This is a genomic window from Paenibacillus sp. Y568, assembly GCF_059445545.1.
The window spans coordinates 119,612-139,875 of the sequence record NZ_JCAIUM010000011.1; the positions used below are offsets into that span (position 1 = coordinate 119,612).

Annotated in this window: 14 protein-coding genes; 4 read left to right on the forward strand and 10 right to left on the reverse strand. The window is 41.7% G+C overall.

Translation table 11 applies throughout. The annotated features are described in order from the left end of the window. Nucleotides 1-211: 211 nt before the first annotated feature. Entirely contained in the window at nt 212-3,664 is a 3,453-nt protein-coding gene (locus tag AC1D7X_RS16545; RefSeq protein WP_495475666.1) for a beta strand repeat-containing protein, read from the reverse strand. A gap of 418 nt (nt 3,665-4,082) precedes the next feature. Between AC1D7X_RS16545 and AC1D7X_RS16550 the strand changes: the two genes are divergently transcribed. Together AC1D7X_RS16550 and AC1D7X_RS16555 are read left to right on the forward strand one after the other, a co-directional pair. Then, on the forward strand, nt 4,083-4,550 hold the full coding sequence (locus AC1D7X_RS16550) for a hypothetical protein (RefSeq protein WP_495475667.1): 468 nt from the start codon (nt 4,083-4,085) through the stop codon (nt 4,548-4,550). Next, the gene (locus AC1D7X_RS16555) at nt 4,538-5,341 is read left to right on the forward strand and encodes a cytochrome P450 (protein ID WP_495475668.1); all 804 of its coding nucleotides are present in this window, start codon (nt 4,538-4,540) and stop codon (nt 5,339-5,341) included. Before AC1D7X_RS16550 ends, AC1D7X_RS16555 begins: the two co-directional genes overlap by 13 nt. 143 nt (nt 5,342-5,484) lie before the next feature. Here AC1D7X_RS16555 and abc-f read toward each other — a convergent pair whose 3' ends face one another. From abc-f to zwf, 8 genes are all read right to left on the reverse strand, one after another. Then, on the reverse strand, nt 5,485-6,840 hold the full coding sequence (abc-f, locus tag AC1D7X_RS16560; protein WP_495475669.1) for a ribosomal protection-like ABC-F family protein: 1,356 nt from the start codon (nt 6,838-6,840) through the stop codon (nt 5,485-5,487). 278 nt (nt 6,841-7,118) lie between these two features. Then, nucleotides 7,119-9,467, reverse strand: coding sequence for a bifunctional glutamate--cysteine ligase GshA/glutathione synthetase GshB (gene gshAB, locus AC1D7X_RS16565; RefSeq protein WP_495475670.1), 2,349 nt, complete (start codon nt 9,465-9,467; stop codon nt 7,119-7,121). Nucleotides 9,468-9,483: 16 nt separating this feature from the next. After that, on the reverse strand, nt 9,484-10,827 hold the full coding sequence (locus AC1D7X_RS16570) for an MATE family efflux transporter (RefSeq protein ID WP_495475671.1): 1,344 nt from the start codon (nt 10,825-10,827) through the stop codon (nt 9,484-9,486). A 104-nt stretch (nt 10,828-10,931) separates the two neighbouring features. Then, entirely contained in the window at nt 10,932-11,243 is a 312-nt protein-coding gene (locus tag AC1D7X_RS16575) for an ArsR/SmtB family transcription factor (RefSeq protein ID WP_495475672.1), read from the reverse strand. Between the two features lie 182 nt (nt 11,244-11,425). Further along, nucleotides 11,426-12,958, reverse strand: coding sequence for a malate:quinone oxidoreductase (locus AC1D7X_RS16580; RefSeq protein ID WP_495456697.1), 1,533 nt, complete (start codon nt 12,956-12,958; stop codon nt 11,426-11,428). Nucleotides 12,959-13,142: 184 nt separating this feature from the next. Further along, nucleotides 13,143-14,561, reverse strand: coding sequence for an NADP-dependent phosphogluconate dehydrogenase (gene gnd / locus AC1D7X_RS16585; protein WP_495475673.1), 1,419 nt, complete (start codon nt 14,559-14,561; stop codon nt 13,143-13,145). 92 nt (nt 14,562-14,653) lie between these two features. Beyond that, nucleotides 14,654-15,322, reverse strand: a complete 669-nt coding sequence (fsa, locus tag AC1D7X_RS16590; RefSeq protein ID WP_495456695.1) for a fructose-6-phosphate aldolase — start codon at nt 15,320-15,322, stop codon at nt 14,654-14,656. 29 nt (nt 15,323-15,351) lie between these two features. Further along, nucleotides 15,352-16,878, reverse strand: coding sequence for a glucose-6-phosphate dehydrogenase (gene zwf, locus AC1D7X_RS16595; protein WP_495475674.1), 1,527 nt, complete (start codon nt 16,876-16,878; stop codon nt 15,352-15,354). A 122-nt stretch (nt 16,879-17,000) separates the two neighbouring features. Here zwf and AC1D7X_RS16600 point away from each other — a divergent pair, with 122 nt between their 5' ends. Then, complete coding sequence (locus AC1D7X_RS16600; protein ID WP_495475675.1) at nt 17,001-17,876, forward strand: LysR family transcriptional regulator; 876 nt, start codon at nt 17,001-17,003, stop codon at nt 17,874-17,876. Nucleotides 17,877-17,976: 100 nt separating this feature from the next. Here AC1D7X_RS16600 and AC1D7X_RS16605 read toward each other — a convergent pair whose 3' ends face one another. Beyond that, nucleotides 17,977-19,314, reverse strand: a complete 1,338-nt coding sequence (locus AC1D7X_RS16605; protein WP_495475720.1) for a DUF2254 domain-containing protein — start codon at nt 19,312-19,314, stop codon at nt 17,977-17,979. Nucleotides 19,315-19,558: 244 nt separating this feature from the next. On the opposite strand from AC1D7X_RS16605, the gene AC1D7X_RS16610 reads away from it, so the two are divergent. Further along, nucleotides 19,559-20,182, forward strand: a complete 624-nt coding sequence (locus AC1D7X_RS16610) for a polysaccharide deacetylase family protein (RefSeq protein ID WP_495475676.1) — start codon at nt 19,559-19,561, stop codon at nt 20,180-20,182. Nucleotides 20,183-20,264 lie beyond the last annotated feature (82 nt).

Consider the following 20,264-nt stretch of genomic DNA (forward strand, 5'->3'; position numbering starts at 1 on the left):
TAATCTAGTATAGCGAATTATAGGCTTAATTACGATTCAGTGAATCGCTGTAATTTAGTTTACTAATATATACGTATAAACAAAAAACAGATAAGAACCCAACAAACGAAATTGTTTGTCGGGCTTTTATGAATATATGAATTTTTTCTTATGTCCATTCTTCCGTTCTCGTATAACAGACGTTTAGGATCTTCCATATTATCACTTTCACCTAAGGCTGTATTAAAGCCCCTGTAAAGGTAATTCCTCCGACAGCAGTCGCTGTACCAACAGTAGTTAGTGCGGTTAACGAATACGTAACATTGCCGGTTCCAGGAGTTAAATCCACATGATTAACGCTCGTTGATGTAAACGTGCTATTTCCGGTTGAATGCTGATTAATGCTAAAGATAATAGTAGCCCCGCGGAGTATTTGTAATTGGAGTGCTGTAGTACCTGCTGTAGATTGCCAGCCAACGATTCCAGTTAGCCAAATGCGGCTTCCTGCCGGAACTGAAGTAATTGTAATGGTTTTTAATGTTGTCGCAGTAGCAGTTATCGGGATTGCTGAGCTCCCTGTTGTATTGGGTGCATTCACAGATCCCTGAAATTGTTGGAAAGGGCCAGTAGCACCAGTTGCACCCGTTACACCCGTAAGACCTGTTGCTCCTGTAACTCCACTTGCGCCCGTAACTCCAGTTGCACCTGTAACTCCAGTAACACCTGTAACCCCAGTTGCACCCGTAACTCCAGTTACTCCAGTAACCCCAGTTACTCCTGTAGCACCAGTTACACCCGTAGCTCCGGTAGCACCAGTCATACCCGTAACCCCAGTTACTCCGGTAACTCCTGTTGCACCAGTAACTCCAGTAGCACCTGTTGCTCCAATTGCACCGGTAGCACCAGTAACTCCAGTAACTCCTGTAACTCCTGTAACTCCTGTTGCACCAGTCGCACCCGTAACTCCGGTAGCACCAATTGCTCCAGTCACACCTGTAGCACCAGTCACACCGGTAACCCCAGTTACACCCGTAACTCCAGTAGCACCCGTAACACCCGTAACACCCGTAACACCAGTCACGCCGGTAAGCCCAGTTGCACCTGTAACTCCGGTAGCACCAGTAGCACCAGTCACACCAGTCACACCAGTCACACCCGTACCTCCAGTCGCACCGGTAACACCCGTAACTCCAGTCACGCCAGTAAGCCCAGTTGCACCTGTAACTCCGGTAGCACCAGTCACACCAGTTACACCCGTACCTCCAGTCGCACCGGCAACCCCAGTTGCGCCAGTAACTCCTGTAACTCCAGTTGCTCCAGTAACACCAGAACCACCTGTTGCACCAGTTACACCAGTAGCCCCAGTTGCACCTGTAACTCCAGTAGCACCTGTAACTCCAGTAGCACCTGTAACCCCAGTTGCTCCGTTAGCACCAGTTTCTCCGGTAACTCCAGTAACTCCAGTTGCTCCAGTCTCACCTGTTGCTCCAATTGCACCGGTAACTCCAGTTGCTCCAGTCTCACCTGTTGCTCCAATTGCACCGGTAACTCCAGTTGCTCCAGTCTCACCTGTTGCTCCAATTGCACCGGTAACTCCGGTTGCTCCAGTCTCACCAGTAACCCCAGCTGCGCCAGTAACTCCGGTAGCACCCGTAGCTCCGGTAACTCCAGTCGCACCCGTAACTCCGGTAGCACCAGTCATACCCGTAACTCCAGTTTCTCCGGTAATTCCAGTAACACCAGTTGCACCTGTTACCCCAGTTACACCCGTTAAACCCGTAAGACCTGTTGCTCCGGTAACTCCAGTAATACCTGTAGCTCCAGTTTCTCCGGTAGCTCCAGTTTCTCCGGTAGCACCAGTTGCACCTGTTACCCCAGTTGCACCTGTTACCCCAGTTGCACCTGTTACCCCAGTTGCACCCGTAACTCCAGTCACACCTGTAGCACCAGTCACACCGGTAACTCCAGTATCTCCAGTAGCTCCTGTAACTCCAGTTACACCCGTAGCACCGGTAGCACCAGTCATACCCGTAACCCCAGTTACACCTGTAACACCAGTTGCACCAGTAACTCCGGTAGCACCAGTTACCCCAGTCGCACCGGTTGCGCCAGTTACACCGGTAGCGCCAGTTGCACCAGTAGCACCAGTTACACCTGTAACACCAGTTGCACCCGTAACTCCAGTTGCACCAGTTACTCCAGTCGCACCAGTCACACCGGTTGCACCCGTAACTCCAGTAACACCTGTAGCTCCAATTTCTCCGGTAGCACCACTAGCGCCGGTAACTCCAGTTGCACCCGTTAAACCCGTAAGACCTGTTGCTCCGGTAACTCCAGTAACACCTGTAGCTCCAGTTTCTCCGGTAACCCCAGTTGCACCTGTTACCCCAGTTGCACCCGTAACTCCAGTTGCACCAGTTACCCCAGTCGCACCAGTCACACCGGTTGCACCCGTAACTCCAGTTGCGCCAGTTACACCGGTAGCTCCAGTAACTCCGGTAACACCAGTTGCTCCTGTTTCACCGGTAACACCAGTCACACCAGTCACACCAGTTACACCAGTTACACCCGTACCTCCAGTCGCACCGGTAACACCCGTACCTCCAGTCGCACCGGTAACACCCGTAACTCCAGTCACGCCAGTAAGCCCAGTTGCACCTGTAACTCCGGTAGCACCAGTCACACCAGTTACACCCGTTACACCCGTACCTCCAGTCGCACCGGTAACCCCAGTTGCGCCAGTTGCGCCAGTTGCGCCAGTAACTCCAGTTGCTCCAGTAACACCAGAACCACCTGTTGCACCAGTTACACCAGTAGCCCCAGTTGCACCTGTAACTCCAGTAGCACCTGTAACCCCAGTTGCTCCGGTAGCACCAGTTTCTCCGGTAACTCCAGTAACTCCAGTTGCTCCAGTCGCACCTGTTTCTCCAATTGCACCAGTCATACCCGTAACTCCAGTTTCTCCGGTAATTCCAGTAACACCAGTTGCGCCTGTAACTCCAGTTGCTCCGGTAGCACCACTAGCGCCGGTAACTCCAGTTGCACCTGTTACCCCAGTTGCACCCGTTACACCCGTAAGACCTGTTGCTCCTGTAACTCCAGTAGCACCCGTAACTCCAGTTGCACCAGTTACACCCGTAACGCCTGTCACGCCAGTTACCCCAGTTGCACCAGTTGCACCAGTAACCCCGATAGCACCAGTTACGCCAGTTGCACCGGTTGCTCCAGTTGCTCCCGTAGCCCAAGGTGGACCAGTAGCACCCATCGCACCTGTAACTCCCCTCATACCTGTTGCACCGGTAGCACCAGTAGCACCAGTAGCACCTGCACCTCTTGCTACAAGCAACTCGGAAGATATAATACGATGCGCTGTTACTAGCTGACCCATTGAATTTTTGCCCCATACTGAAATTTGAGTCTCATCTTCAACAACACTCTCAGTGGTAAAAACAAATTCAAATGAATTAAAATCAGCAAGATATTCTTTTGTAATTACTTCATTTGAATTCACACTTATAGCTTCAAGCACATATATCGTTCTTATCCCATTTAAATAATAACCTTGAATCATGACCGAAGAAGGATTCACCATATCCCGATTATCTATTTTTACTACAATGAACTGAGTAGGCCTAACACCATTGACAATACTATTCTCGATAGGGCCTGTTGATAAAACCGTCATATATCCGATCCCCCTTTGTCAAAATAATGTAGTGATACTATTCCACTCTCTCGAGCACCAATGGAAATTTTCAAAAATTAAAGAAACTGGTCACAAATATTGAACATCCTGATTCACATAATATGTATAAGCCATATAATCGTGTGGACATTTTGTATGATCACATCGGTGTATACATACATCCAGCCCCTATCAAAGTGACCTTTGATAGGGGCTGGTATTTGTATCACCTAAAAACTTGAGAATTCAATTGAATGTGTCAAAAATACCATGAGACTTAAAAATTATAGTATAATTTGACATCAATTATTAAAATATGTTGAATTACTGAACACCTTAATTTTCATTCTCACATTACCCTATTTTTCTTGAGACGAGGCTATTTCCTACTAACACATTTGCTAGAAAGTATGATCACATGAAATCACCCGATCAAATTGTTCCGGAGGCACTCAATCTATTTAGCGGTGAAAGCAATGAAAATCCGTTTGCGGTATTCGCCAAAATGCGGGCAATGAACGCAGTTAGCCCAATTCCTTTTCCAATGGGTGGTCCGAATGTCCAAGCTTGGATGGTTACACGTATGGAAGAATCTATGCAAGTACTTAAGGACCATGTTCAGTTTACAGTCGACCCTTCCTCTATCGGAGGTAGCAATGACTACAGAGAGGGCTTAGCTGGTGATGATCCAACCGCACCTCCTACGTTCTTCACTGGGAAATCGATGCTCTTTGTTGATGAACCTGATCATCGCCGGTTACGTGTTCTCGTATCTAAAGCATTTACTCCACGATATATGGAGAGCTTGCGCCCACGTCACGTATACAGGAAATTGCCGATGAATTACTCGATCAGGTACAAGATCAAGGCCAGATGGACCTTGTAAAAGACTATGCTTACCCATTACCCATCAACGTTATTTGTGAAATGCTAGGAGTACCACAAGCTGACCGTTCTCAGATCCACATTTGGTCAGGGACACTTGCTCACGGATTGGGTCTTGGAAGAAAAGAACCGGAAGTCGAGGAGAGCCTTCATGCCTTTGGTGAATACACCGCACAGCTAGTGGAAAACAAACGTAAGGATCCTGCCGATGACTTGATCAGCCAGTTGATCGCTATTGAAGAAGAAGGCGACCGTCTTAGTATAGATGAACTGGTCTCGATGATTACGCTATTGATCTTCGCTGGTCACGAAACGACCTCGAATCTGATCGCCACGGGAAGTATGATGTTATTGGATCATCCCGAACAATTGGACAAGCTTAAATCCGACCTTAGCTTGGTTCCTTCGGCCATCGAAGAACTTCTTCGTTTCAATGGACCGTCTACAATTGCAGGACCACGGTTTGCTACCACAGATATTGAATTAGGTGGTCAATTGATCAAAAAAGGCGAAATCGTCATTCCCGTCTTAAAGTCAGCGAACCGTGACGAGAACCAGTTCTCACAATCTGAGGAATTAGATGTCACTCGGAAAATCAATCGTCATCTTGCCTTTGGGCATGGGATTCACATGTGTCTTGGTGCACCCTTAGCTCGTGTGGAAGCCGACATTGCGTTCACCACCTTGCTGAATCGCTTGCCTAACTTGCGACTTAACATCCCTCGTGAAGACGTCCAATGGAACTTCACATTAAGTTCTCAAGGGTTAGACTCGTTGCCTGTCGCATTCTAAGCATTGACCCGGATTGATCAACATTACCTCTTAATTTAATAAAATTGAACCTATAAATTGAAAGAATCCAGTATATACGCGATTATTGAATTCGCGGTGTATACTGGATTCTTGTGTAATTCACCTAAGCGTTTAGTTACTCGCTAAAGTGTGATGATTTGTGTAGCTACACGATCACAAAATTCCTTATCATGCTCTACAAAAAGAACCTTCTTCTTTTGCCCTCCGCTAAAATCCGTCATATCCTTCTCGAATTGAACTCTGGAGAAATCCAGTTTTCTTAGAATCGATTTAAATAAGCTCTCATCAATCCCGGTGTCTGCCGCATAGTCTGCTAAATTACCTTGGAGATGAGATGTGTCTTGTGAAACGTAAGATATTTTTAACTGATTATCTTTCCTGAAGAGACCTGTATAGTTTAAATCCTCACCACAAATAAGTTTGATGATACTCGATTTGCCAGAGCCATTATTACCCGAGAGCGCAATGCGATCGCCCTGCTCTATCGTAAAACTGATATTTTCGCACACCATCTTATCGCCGTAAACAATCGAAACATTCTCTAGTTCAGTAAGTAGTTTTTTATGCCATGCAAGTTGCGTAATTTCTAGGCTCTCAGCGTTTTCGATATTCTTCAGGAGCTTGGACTTCTCATGAATAGCCGATTGCTGTCTTTGCTCAATGACTTTAGAGCGTTTCATCATTTTAGCAGCTTTGTGACCTATATATCCTTTATCTACCTTAGACCCGGAATTTCTTGTTCCGTTTTTCGTTTTTTCCACTTCGTGAGACCAATTGCTCGTCTTTTTAGCAGAACCTGACAAACGTTTAATATCATTCATTAATTTCTCGTTCTCAGCTAACTCAAAGTGATCTTGTCTCGTTTTATTTTCCCACCAACTTGAGAAATTACCTTTTTGTATTTCGATGTTGGTCTTATTAATTGAAAGGGTGTGGTCTATACAGTTATCCAGAAATGATCTATCGTGAGATACCAGAATATATCCACTTTTAGTATTGAGGTAATCACTGACTAGTTTTCTAGCTGTCAAATCAAGATGATTAGTTGGTTCATCAATCAACAGAAAGCGATTTTCTTTAATAAATAATGCAGCCAATAACACTTTGGTTTGCTCACCATTAGACAATGAATCAAAAGGTCGATATAAAACATCCTCAGACACCTTTAACAATGTAAGTTCCCGCATCAGTTTCCAGTGAATGTAATCCGGAAAAATGTCGTTGATGACATCTAGAGTATGACTCTCCTTGTTCTTAACATGAAAAGGGAAATATTCAAACTGAACGTGTGCAGATATATTCCCGCTGTATTCAAGTTTACCCAGCAATAAGTTGAGAAAAGTAGTCTTTCCCCTACCGTTTCTTCCTGTGAACCCTAGTTTCCAATCAGTATCAATTTGAAAACTGACATTCTCAAATATATTGTCGTAACTGCCATCATAGGCAAAGGTTAAGTTAGTAACATTAATTAATGACATACAATATCCTCCTGTATACAAAAATAAGAGCTACAAGAAAGTTACCTTTCTGTAGCTCAAATAAAATACATAAACGATCCCTCCCCAATAGAGATGGAGATGGCGTTAGTAGAATATATCGTTTGAGTGAAAAGAAGAAGTAACTTTCTTGCATATAAAAAATAAAACGTGCGAAATAACGCAATCCGTGTTTTATTCATTTACATTGTCAGCAAGAAATTCTACATTCTACTTTTCAACCCCAATCATTAATTTGAAAGTATAGTACCATACCCTTTTTATTTTTTCAACATGTTTGTTTCGTCAAACAACAGATCAAGAATCTTTTCATCCGCTTTTCGATTGTTACCTTTATAGGGATAACAGTGAATATGAATTGCAGGATTAAAGTTAATTTCAATCACGCAGTAATTGGTATCGTTTGCTTCTTCTCTGACATCGTCAATCATCATATCCACACCACATATCGTGGCTCCTGCTGCTTTCGCGGACTGAATGGCAAGCTTCTTATAGCTTTCAGGTATATCATCCGTGTAATCAATACTGTCTCCACCGGTACTGATATTCGAGTTCTCGCGTAAATAGATGATCTGACCAGATGAAGGTATATCGTTCCAACTGTTAGAGTGATTTTTCATAAACATCTCTTCTGCTTCACCGATCTGAATTTTCTCTAAGGGTGTCTTGTATCCCTGACCTCTAAGCGGATCCTTGTTCTTAGCATGAACGAGTTGCTCAATCGTGAGCGTACCGTTTCCGATTACATTAGCAGGAACGCGATGCAATATCCCGACAACCTCATCCCCCATCACAAGAAACCGATATTCTTTTCCAGTAATGAATTCCTCTAGGAGAACCGTCTGATCATGTTCAAATGCCATGTGTAATGCTTTTTGATAATCTTCTTCTGAAAAAGGACCATTAAAGATGGTAATTCCTAATCCGAAATTGGTTGATTTCGGCTTGATCACAATCGATTGGTCACGATAAGTTTCATATGCGTCCATAGCTTCTCTAAGATTTCGAAATACCTCTCCCGTTGGAACACGAATTCCTTGTAACTTGAGAACTTCTTTCGTAACGATTTTATTCTCCATAATTAATACCGTACTGTAGGAATCCAATGATGTCTTTGTCGCTTGTTTCACGTACTCTTTATGATCACCTTTGGATAGGACTACGAAGTTTTCATCTCGATCTACGAATTGAAAATGAATGCCACGTTTAACCGCCGCCTTCAATAGCAACTGTGTGGATAGCTCAAGATCCTCATATCCAGCGAACCGGTACCCATTGGCTAAGCTTTCCTGAGCATAATGCTTCGCTTTATCCAAATGATAGGTTACATAGGATGTTTGTTGAATTTCAGATTTCACAATAGAAGCGAAACTCTTCTCAGGATGAAGAACCTTCTGTCTTGCTGTATACAAGATCTGTGAGAATTTATCGTCGTTAGGCATTAAGAGCTGTACCATTTGTTGCATTTCTTGGATACAAGTTAATGCCATCTCCGCCATTGTCATCGAACCATTCTCATGGTCATGTAAAGTACCCTGTATCCCTTCCATGATGAGTTGATCATGATTCATGTCAGCCATCTTTTGATCATCTTTACTGAAGGGTTCATCATTCTTGAGTAGCACAAGAATGGTAAACAAATGAATGAACTCCAGCGTTTCTTTACTAACACCTATGTTGTAGAGAGGGTTCAAATCAATAAAACGAAACTCCAAATAGGCTATCCCATCTTGCATTAATTCCTGAAGGGGAGATTCACCTTTTGCGGTTTTCAGTCTTACGGGACTATAAAATTCTTTTACACTTAGTAATTCTTCAGATTGAATCAACCCGTTCAAATCGTGGACATATTCCTCTATCGAATTAAAAGACACATGGAGAGGTTTTTCATTCCGATAACCGCATTCGCTATTACGAAGTGAATTCATATTTTGAAAATAATAGCTGTTCTCGTCATCTGATTCTCCTCGTGCGACGCATTGTGAGATATATGTTTTATCAAAGACAGGACTTGCACCTGTCAAATAGATGAGAAGCCATCGATACCTCAATAGGTTACGGGCTATTTTTAAATAGATGGCATCTTTGAAATCTTTATAGTCTTCGTGATGATCCCACGTTTCATAGAATCTTCTGAGAAATCTCTCATCAAAGGAAAAGTTATAATGAATTCCACTCAGCATTTGTCTTTTCCGACCATATTTATCTGCTAATTGATGTCTATATTTGTCCTCTACCGGATTATTCATCTTAGCAATCGGTATTTCTGTTTCCTTAGGTAACATGGGGGGATTGCTGCTTGGCCACAAATATTCTCCGTTCAACTCTAGAGAAACAATGTCTTGCAACGCCTCCATGAAACGATATGTCTCATGAATGGAATCAAAGGGTGGTGTAATCATTTCAATTTGACTCTCTGAGAAATCCGTCTTGATATATGGGTTCTCCGTTTTATGGCCAAAAGCTTTCGGGTGTGGTGTTAGCGCGAGATTACCGTCTTGATCGACTCTAACATTTTCTTTTTCCAGACCAAATTGACCTCGCATTAGATCTATTTCTAACTTATTGTCGATGAGATGCGAAATGAGCTTACGATTTAACAATGCCATTGTTCATTACCGTCCTTTATATGTTAACTTGTGATTCATTCATTCTGTGCAAAGATCTTCTAAACCATAAGACCAGAATCACACCCTTGAACACACTGCTTAGAGCAATCGACATCCACACACCATTTAAACCAAAAGGTTCGGATAATATTAACGCCAATGGAATCCGTAGTGCCGTAAAAACAATACTGAATATCGGTGGAATATGTGTCTTCCCAATACCATTAAAAGCCCCCACAGTCATCAATTCCAGACACATGAACAATTGGGAGAAGCCAATGATCCGCATATAATCGGTACCTAGCTTTAAGCTCACCTCATCAGATAAGAACAGTGAAAAGAGTTGCTGTGGGAATATGATGAATATAAACGATATGATAATACCGAAAATAGAAGTTAGCACCAACGCTTTATGATAACCTAGATTCAATCGATCTAATCGACGAGCACCATAGTTTTGACCAAAGAAGGCAGCAATCGCTCCTTGAAGTCCACCGATGGTCATGTAAGAGATGGATTCAATTTGAATTCCGATCTTCTGAACCGCAATAGCTTCAGCTCCAAAGCGAACAATGATCCTCGCAATAATAATGGAAATGATCGTAAATGTGACTCGTTGGATCGTGATTGGAATCCCCATTTGAATGACTTCTTTCATCTGACGGCTGTCCCAGGGGGTCGGTCGAGAGATTAACTCCGAATTTCTTGATTGGAAGACAAATAAACATGTCACTAATAGATTGGCGATTAACGTTGCAATAGCTGCTCCTGCGACACCCCAACCATCAAATTTACCCACTCCAAAAATGAGAATCGGATCGAGGATGATATTAACAACAAGTCCGATCGAAAAGATGTGAAAAGGCAACTTACTATTCCCCATAGCGTTTAGTATGGAGGCAAATAAGGTATTCATGATTGAAAATACAGTTCCTAAAGTCGAAATCATTAAAAATTCCTTCGCCATACGCTCAACTTCAACACTTCCAAGATCAAAGAACCCGATGAGCTGATGTTTGGTCAGCATGATGAAGATCGTATAGAGAACTCCTAACAAAACCGACATCATAAATCCATTCTTGATATATGTTCCAGCATGATCCTTCTGTCCCGCTCCCATGCAATGTGAAATCTTAATCCCTGTTCCAATGGTGATCATGGTCGATAAAGCAATAGCTAAATTAATAAAAAAACTTGCTGTGCCTATCGCTGCAACAGGGCCGCTTCCTAGTCTTCCAACCCAGATCATATCGACGAGCCCATACGTGGTTGATATGAAATTGGTTGCAATAATGGGAAGAGTCAATTTCATTAAAGTTGGCATAATAGGACCTTGTGTTAAATCGTTCGTGCCTCGCATGCTACTAACTCCTTCTTGATCATATTTAAAAACCGACTACTAGGGCCGGGTCAACACTCTATTTACATCCCATCAATTTTTTTTGATATGTTAACTAAAAAAACTCATTTAGGTCTAGGATAAAAAATACAACAAAGTTGTTCTGACAGTAGCCCTTTGATTTCAGTTTCATTTAACTCATAGTAATTCCATTTCCCAATTCGTTCCATGAGAATCAAATTTACATCCAATAACATTTTTAAATGATAGGAAAGTTTGGATTGAGGTAGACCAAGTAAATCGGTTAATTCACATACACAGACCTTACCTTTCTGGTTTAATTCGTATATAATTTTCAAACGATTTTTATCAGATAGCGCTTTAAACTTTTGCTCATATGTAAGTAATGGTTCATCATCAATGATTGTATTATTCATAGGTTCACCTTCTTCTTTATCATATCAAAATTTATTGATGCGTTTATCTTAGCAATTCGATTGTTTGTTGTCAACCAGCAATTGGACCTTCCTGTCTTCATATATTTCACCACAGACTTACAGAGTCAGAACAGAGAAAAACGAGTCTCTTATAATATAAGTGACTCGTTCTCCGTATAACCTTATTTGTGTACTGCTCTACTACCGACCGACACTTTTTCGCTTAGACCAAGTGTCTGTGCTGTTGACGTATGAATTTCTTGGAAAAGATCTGGATTATCCACTAGTGACATACCATAGGAAGGAATCATCTCTTTTATTTTCGGTTCCCACGCTTTAATATGTTGTGGGAAGCATTTTTCTAATATCTCAAGCATCACGTGAACAGCAGTAGATGCTCCCGGAGAGGCACCGAGTAAGGCAGCTATCGAACCATCAGCGGCACTAACAACTTCCGTACCAAATTGTAGTGTTCCTTTCCCGCCCGTATCCGTATCTTTAATCACTTGCACACGTTGGCCTGCTACGACGATATCCCAATCTTCTCTTTTCGCATTCGGAATAAACTCTCGTAATTCTTCTAGGCGTTTTTCATTTGATAATAGTACTTGTTGAATGAGGTATTTAGTCAATGACATCTCCTTGACACCTGCTGCTAACATAGTGAAGACATTATTGAGTTTAACGGAACCTAACAGATCAAAATATGAACCCGCTTTCAAGAACTTTGGTGAGAATCCGGCAAACGGTCCAAATAGTAACGTTTTTTTGTTATCAATATATCTTGTATCCAGATGCGGAACAGACATTGGAGGTGCACCGACCTTAGCTTTACCGTATACTTTTGCATGATGCTGAGCTACAACTTCCGGATTGTTACAGACCATAAATAACCCACTTACCGGGAACCCACCGACATGTTTTGACTCAGGAATGCCCGTCTTTTGTAGCAAAGGAAGACTTCCGCCTCCACCGCCGATAAAAACAAATTGTGCCGTATGGGTTTCGAATTTACCGTTATCAATATCGTGCACTTTCACTTTCCACAAGCCGTCGCTGGTACGTTTCATATCCTTAACGCTATGCTTGTAGTTGATCTCGACGTTTCGAGTCTTTAAGTGGTCAAACAGCATGCGCGTTAAAGCGCCAAAGTTAACATCCGTACCAAAATCAATTTTTGTTGCAGCGATCGGTTCATTCGATGTACGACCTTCCATGATCAGTGGGATCCATTCCTTCAGTTTTTCAGGGTCATCGGAAAATTCCATCCCTTGAAACAGAGGATTGTTGGATAGTGCTTCATAACGTTTTTTCAAAAATGCTACATTCTTTTCCTCTTGCACTAAACTCATGTGGGGTATTGGCATGATAAAGTCCCGCGGATTACGAATCCTATTGTTGTTAACGAGATAAGACCAGAACTGTCTTGTAATCTGGAAATGTTCATTAATGATGATTGCTTTACTAATATCTATAGATCCGTCAGACTCCTCGGGTGTATAGTTCAGCTCGCACAGTGCTGCATGACCCGTACCCGCATTGTTCCATTCGTTAGAGCTTTCTACTCCTGCATCTGCAAGTTTCTCAAACACTTTAATTTCCCAATCGGGTGCTAACTCTTTCAATAATGATCCCAAAGTAGCACTCATGATTCCAGCACCAATTAAGATAACGTCAATTTTGTTATGTTGGTTGCTCATTATAACCTTCCTCATCTCCTGTATTTGCAAGGTACTCCTACTAAGATGTTATACAAAACAAGGCGCCACTTAGGAACTCACCCTTTATATTTCAATTATAACCATATCATAAATTTAGGATAATGCGAATATACCAAAAAAAAACACCACAGCCCTACGTTACACAAGGGTACTGTGGAGTTTTTACTAATCTAGCGTATTAATCGTTCTTCTCCATCCATTGCAAATGAAAGCTTCCCTCTTGATCAAGACGTTGGAACGTATGGGCACCGAAATAATCCCTTTGGGCTTGCAGTAGATTAGCTGGCAGTCTCTCAGATCGATAGCTGTCATAATAAGCTAATGCAGACGCAAAAGCAGGCACTGGAATACCTCTAGTTATGGCAAGCGCGACCACTTGTCTCCAAGCTTCTTGATAATTATCAACGATCTGACTGAAGTAGTCATCCAAGAACAAGTTGTTCAGAGCCGGATTCTTGTCATAGGCATCCTTAATATTCTGTAGGAATTGTGCACGAATGATACATCCTCCACGGAATATCATCGCAATGCTTCCAAAGTTCAAATCCCAATGGTACTCATCAGATGCAGCTCTCATTTGCGCAAATCCTTGGGCATAAGAAGCGATTTTACTTGTATATAAAGCTTTGCGAACAGCTTCAATGAATTCTTTAGGATCACCGTCGTAGCTAGTGATCGCAGGTCCTTTAAGTTGCTTAGATGCGGCTAAGCGTTCTTCTTTCATAGCGGACATAAATCGTGCAAAGACAGATTCCGTAATGATAGATAATGGAACACCTAGATCCAATGCACTCTGGCTAGTCCATTTTCCCGTTCCTTTTTGCCCTGCTGAATCGAGAATCACATCCACCATCGGTTTGCCTGTATCAGGGTCTACTTTTTTGAAAATATCAGCCGTGATCTCTATCAAATAGCTATCTAGCTCACCGTTGTTCCATTCTGTAAATATGTCATGTAACTCACTTGTGCTCAAGTTCAATACATCTTTGAGTAAATGATACGCTTCGCCAATAAGTTGCATATCACCATATTCAATGCCGTTATGTACCATTTTGACATAATGACCAGCACCGTCTCCACCAATATACGTCGAGCATGGATCCCCATTCACTTTAGCTGAGATCGCGGTTAGGATCGGTTCTACCAGTTCATACGCATCCTTTTGCCCACCTGGCATAATGGCTGGACCCTTTAATGCTCCCTCTTCGCCTCCAGAAACACCAGCGCCGATAAAGCGGAAACCTTGTGCCTGAAGATCTTTATTTCTACGTTGTGTATCAGGGAAATAGGCATTCCCGCCGTCAATCAGAATATCTCCTTGATCGAGAAAAGGAACGAGTTGATTAATGGTATCATCCGTTGGTTGACCGGCCTTGACCATAATAAGTATTTTACGTGGTTTTTCCAACGATTGGACGAATTCCTCGATGTTGTACGTACCAACGAAATCTTTCCCTTGTGCTTCTTCTAGTAGTTCTTTTGTTTTCTCAGAAGAACGGTTATACACTGCAACAGAGAACCCTTTACTTTCAATATTCATAGCTAGGTTTTTACCCATAACGGCTAGTCCTACCACACCAATTTGTTGTTTCTTCATGCATCCTTACCTCCCTGTTATTTGGCACACACATATAAAACACTTAAACGCTCATACACCCGTGAATAATTAAGTGAATATTAAAATGAAACTTAACGTTGTGTTGTTTTGCTCCAATCCGCAGCAAATTTCTCAAGACCTTGATCTGTTAGTGGATGTTTAGAGATTTGTTCGATGACGGAGTAAGGAATGGTTGCGATATGCGCACCAGCCATGGCTACACGTGTCACATGATCCGGATGACGAACAGATGCCGCGATGATCTGTGCATTCAGGTTATGGATTTGGAACAATTCAGCGATTTTCGAGACAAGTAGGACACCATCTTCTGAAATATCATCCAGACGTCCAAGGAACGGAGATACATATGTTGCACCAGCGCGCGCAGCCAGAAGGGCTTGGTTCACCGTGAAGATCAGCGTTACGTTCGTTTTGACACCTTTCTTCGTTAAGTAACGGCATGCTTCTAGCCCTGCAATCGTCATCGGAAGCTTAATGGTAATGTTTGAATCATTGTTGTTAATCTTGATCAGTTCGTTCGCTTGCGCGATCATGTCTTCAGCTGTTTCTGCATCAGGTGTTACTTCGGCTGAAACGGATTCAACCTCAGGCACTTCGCGTAAAATCTCAGCAATGCGATCTTCGAATTTCACGCCTTCTTTGGCAACCAAGGACGGGTTCGTTGTAACACCAGATAAGACACCAATTTTATAAGCCTTTTTGATATCTTCTAGATTCGCTGTATCGATAAAAAATTTCATCGTAATTCCTCCAATTTTTTAGTTGTATTTTAGATACTTTGTGTAATAGGTAGTTGAATTTCCTTCGGTAAGGAATCCATTTCTGGTTCAGCTGGTTCATTGAACCACCATTGATATCCATCCTTCGCTAACAACTCATCGGATTGTACGGGACCGTAGGTACCAGCCTCATAGTGGTGAAGTGGCACTAAGTTCTCTTCGTATGCATCTAAGATCGGCTGCACCCATTCCCATGACAATTCGACTTCATCCCAATGTGCGAAGAACGTTGAATCTCCATTCAGAGCATGTGCAATTAAATTCTCATAAGCTTCAGGAATATGGTCTCTCTTCTCATGGAAATCAATTTGCATGGGCTTGAATTGCCCTTTATTAAGTGGATCTCTTGTATTTAATTGAAGTGCAATACCTTCATTGGGGCTGATTTCAAAAACGAGCAGATTAGGTGCTTTGTTATCATCTGTTGTCCCTGACTGCTTCAATGATTCCTTGAATTCAATTACGATTCGCGTTGACTTATCACGCATTCTTTTGCCAGTACGGATGTAAAAAGGAACACCACGCCAGAAATAATTATCGATTTCTAGCTTCGCTGCGATAAAGGTATCATTTCTTGAGGTTAAGGGAATGTTGGGCTCGGCTGTATAACCAACCACCGATTCCCCATGAATTCTTCCTGCTCCGTACTGCCCACGAACAACTTGCGAATGAACATCTTCTTTTGTCAGTCTCTTCAAGGATTCCATCACCATCTTCTTTTTGAAGCGGACATCCTCTGACGTATTATTGTTTGTAAAATGGATCGTAAGCATCATGAGAACTTGTAGCATATGGTTCTGGAACATGTCTCTTACAGCACCCACATGATCGTAATAACCTGCTCGCTCTTCAACACCTACGGTTTCGTTTGCTGTTATTTGAACGTTAGCTATATTTCGATTGTCCAATAATGCCTTGAGAACTGGATTACTCTGCTGTAGATCCACTAGCTTCTGTATCATCGGCTTACCAAGATAATGATCGATGCGATAAATTTCGTCTTCAGTGAACGCCTGTTCCAGGTTTCTATTCAGATCACGAGCAGACTGTAAATCATTTCCGAACGGTTTCTCAATGACGAGACGCTTCCAACCATCTGCAGAACCTAGTCCAATTTCATGGATATTCGCAGCGATCGGTTCGAAAAACTCAGGTCCTACGGACAAATAGAACATTCGGTTAGGCTCAGCGTGGAGTTCTTCTTCCTTACGTTCAATTAACTTTTTTAATGTATAATAATCTTCTTTATGGCCTACATCGAGAACGCTATAGCTGAATGCACACAAGAAGTTTTTTAATGTCATGGGGTCTTTCGCTTTGCTTCGAGAGAACTCATGTAAAGATTGTTCTACATTTGTTTGAAAAGCTTTATCAGATAGTTCTCTTCTTCCAAGACCAATCACGGAAAAGGATTGAGGTAGCTTCTGATCGATGAACAAATTAAACAAGGCCGGATAAATTTTTCTTTTGGCTAAATCTCCTGTCGCTCCAAACAATACAAACGTGGTAGCATCCATAGTTCTACTCCTTCCAGCAGGCTTATTAGTAAGCTCTGGTTTCTATTCCTGTAATCTACTATAATACGAATATGAGCCATACATGTAATTAATATATTTAACAGGAGCTATAGATACTGTCTATGATAAATTATGAGCTATACAAAGTGTTCTACTGGTCCGCGAAGACAGGAAGTTTGTCTAAGGCCGCCAAATTGTTGTTTATCACTCAGCCAAGTGTCAGTCACGCCATCAAGCAGTTGGAAGATAACCTAGGCATCACCTTGTTTTACCGCAATTCCAAAGGTGTTTCCTTAACGCCAGAAGGAACCACCCTCTATTCCTATATCGAGCAGTCTCAGATCCTTATCTCGTTGGGAGAAGAAAAGATGGCGGCACTTAAAAATCTGGACAGTGGAGAGCTACGGATCGGGGGTAGTGATTCCTTATTTAAGCACTATATCCTTCCTTTCCTAGAGCGTTATCACCAGAAGTATCCAGGGATCAAGTTGCATCTGAATCATGGGACCACACCCGAAACCATCGCCTTCTTGAAAGAAGGTAAAATTGACTTAGGTGTCGCTCGTATGCCTATTGTTGATCCTCAGATAGAAGTGATGAGAGGAATTCAGTTGCAGGATTGTTTTGTTGCAGGAGAAAGGTTTGCAGAACTGAAGGATCAAGTACTCTCATTAGAGGAGCTACTTCAGTATCCCATCATCCTTTTTTCACGTAATAGTAGGGTACGGATGGCCATCACGGAATTATTTGAAAGTTATGGGTATCAGATCAAACCTGAGATTGAGGTAGGAAGCGTGGATCTTCTTATTGAACTTGCGCGAAAAGGACTTGGGATCTCTTACGTAACGAAAGAATTCATCTCTAAAGAATTGGAAGATGGTTCGCTCTTTGAAATTCAATTAGATATTAAAATGCCACCATCTCAAGTGGGATTCATGTTTATGCATAATTTGCCACTGTCTATTGCAGCAAGCAAGTTTATTGAACTCTTGAACTAACGTCATTCGTGGAATTTTACATGTCATAATAACAAAAAGGCATCCTAACCATTACAATCTGGTTAGGATGCTTTCTTATTGTCATCAGAGGATACAACTATTATAGTATTTTCTTATTACTATATTTCTCCAAAAGATGATCATAATCTGTTAAATTATCAGTGGTAATGGCTAAGCTATATAGCACATGATAAAATTGTTGCTTATCTTGATCAAAAAGAAAGAGATTCTCAAACCCATGTGCTATGTGTACTGCAAACTCCCATACCTTTTGATAAAAGCTTGGATCAAGGGATTTAGCCATTAGATCAAGTACATTTAAAATATCCGTTAAAACGATGACACTTCCATTTGCATAGTGCCTAATATGCCCCAATCCATTGTATAAATAGTGGTCAAAGTCTTTTTTTAGCAAAATAATACGAAGATTCTTCTCATCATCTACTAAATAATGTGAGAAGTCCGTTATTTGTGCAATCGAGACAAGTACTTCCCCTACCTGATAGAGTGCAGTTGATACTGTTTTAGGATCATTATTCCCAAGCGATCTTATGGCAACCTCAACAAGCTTATTCATGCTGAATTCAATATCTTGGACTTCTGTTTGTTTCTTTCTAATATTGAAGAATGCAAGATACTTGTCTTCATCGATGGTTGACTCATCTTTCATCCAATAGGTTAGAATGGGTGTACTTTCATATACGTAGTTCCCTACGGTATATTCAAATTTGAGAACAATGTCATCCTTTTGGGCTTCGTAGATCATCGCGATAAAGTCGACAATTTGAATATAGCCTGATGTACCTGCTTTAATTTGCTGCCCCTTTCCTTCTCTCATATGTGCATCTGTATCAATGAAATCTTTCACTTTGTAATGATCCAGTTCATTTTCCATGGTGCTTTTCACAATGCTCAAGGCTTCCTTTTTCATGTCATCTGTCATTTGATTTACTTGTAACCAAGCTACGGCATGATTAATAAAGAATATAAAAGCACCCATCGACAAAATGGCTAATAAGGTTGCAATAATAGGAACTGCAAAATAGTATTCCGTGATTCTTTTATTAAGGAAAAGGAAAGATACGAGAACGTAGATAAAACTCCCCGTAAAAATACCTAACACACGTTGTGTTGCTTTGCTTGCAATAAAGTTCTTAAGCATTCGAGGAGAAAACTGACCAGAGAAGGTTGTAAAAACAACCAATACTAAGTTAAATGTGAATATGGTAAGTGACAAGATTGCTGCAGTAAGGGTGCTTACTAGAGAAAGAGTTAATTCATAATCTACGGCAAAATACGATCTGAATCTATCTCCTAGCATGTAGTTTAAATCACCCCAAAAAGCGGCGCTTAATATTAGAAATGAATAGAATACGTAAAGAACAGGCGTCACCCATAGATTAGATTTAACCTGATAGGTCAACTCTCTTTCTGACATCCTAATATATTTTTTTAAATACTTATCTAGAAAATACTTGTTAGACAATGTTATGGTCCTTTCCAATAGTTATTATTAGTGTTATTTGGTAAAATGATGATTCGTGATCTCTATAAGATTGCCATTAACGGAATAATTTAAACGTAACCAAAATAGGATGATTTCTCCTCAAATGGAGCATACAATTCAGGGTATTAATGATACTATTATCTTGACCATACCAAGCATAAGGAGAGATTCGTTGATGCATGTAGCTACAATCATTCACAAGGTGGAGACAACCGAGAAACTCATTGCTTTTACATTTGATGATGGGCCTCATCCCACGTATACGATCGAACTGTTAGATATATTGCAAGAGGTATCTGGAAAAGCAACATTCTTCATGATTGGAGAAGAAATTGAGCGAAATCGCTCGATTGCCGAAGCAGTCCATAATCGAGGACATGAGATTGGGAACCATACATACTCTCATCCATCATTACCCGGCTTGCCTATCCATGAAGCTTCTGAAGAAATACACAAGACGGATGAGATCATTCGCAGTATAACGTTGCAGAAAGTTAGTAGCTTTCGACCACCTTATTTTGATGAGAACGAGGATATATTAAGGCTTGCTTGCGAAGCAGGGTATGACACAATCGGTGCTCTTAATCTTGAAGCTCGGGATTGGGATAATCCTGGCGTGGAGCATATTATAGACAAGTCAAGGGATTATCTAGTAAGTGGTAGTATCTTGATCTTCCATGATGGGTATGGAGATCGCTCGCAGACTGTACAAGCTGTTCGAACACTAGCCCATGAGTTTACAGCGAAAGGCTATCGGTTGGTGACTATTCGAGAGCTAATGGCTGCTGGAAGAAACTAAAGTCATCTACATTTTGAATATTTCAAAACACAAAAAACGATGGATCAGCTGCCAACAGCTAACTCCATCGTTTTTCTTTTGT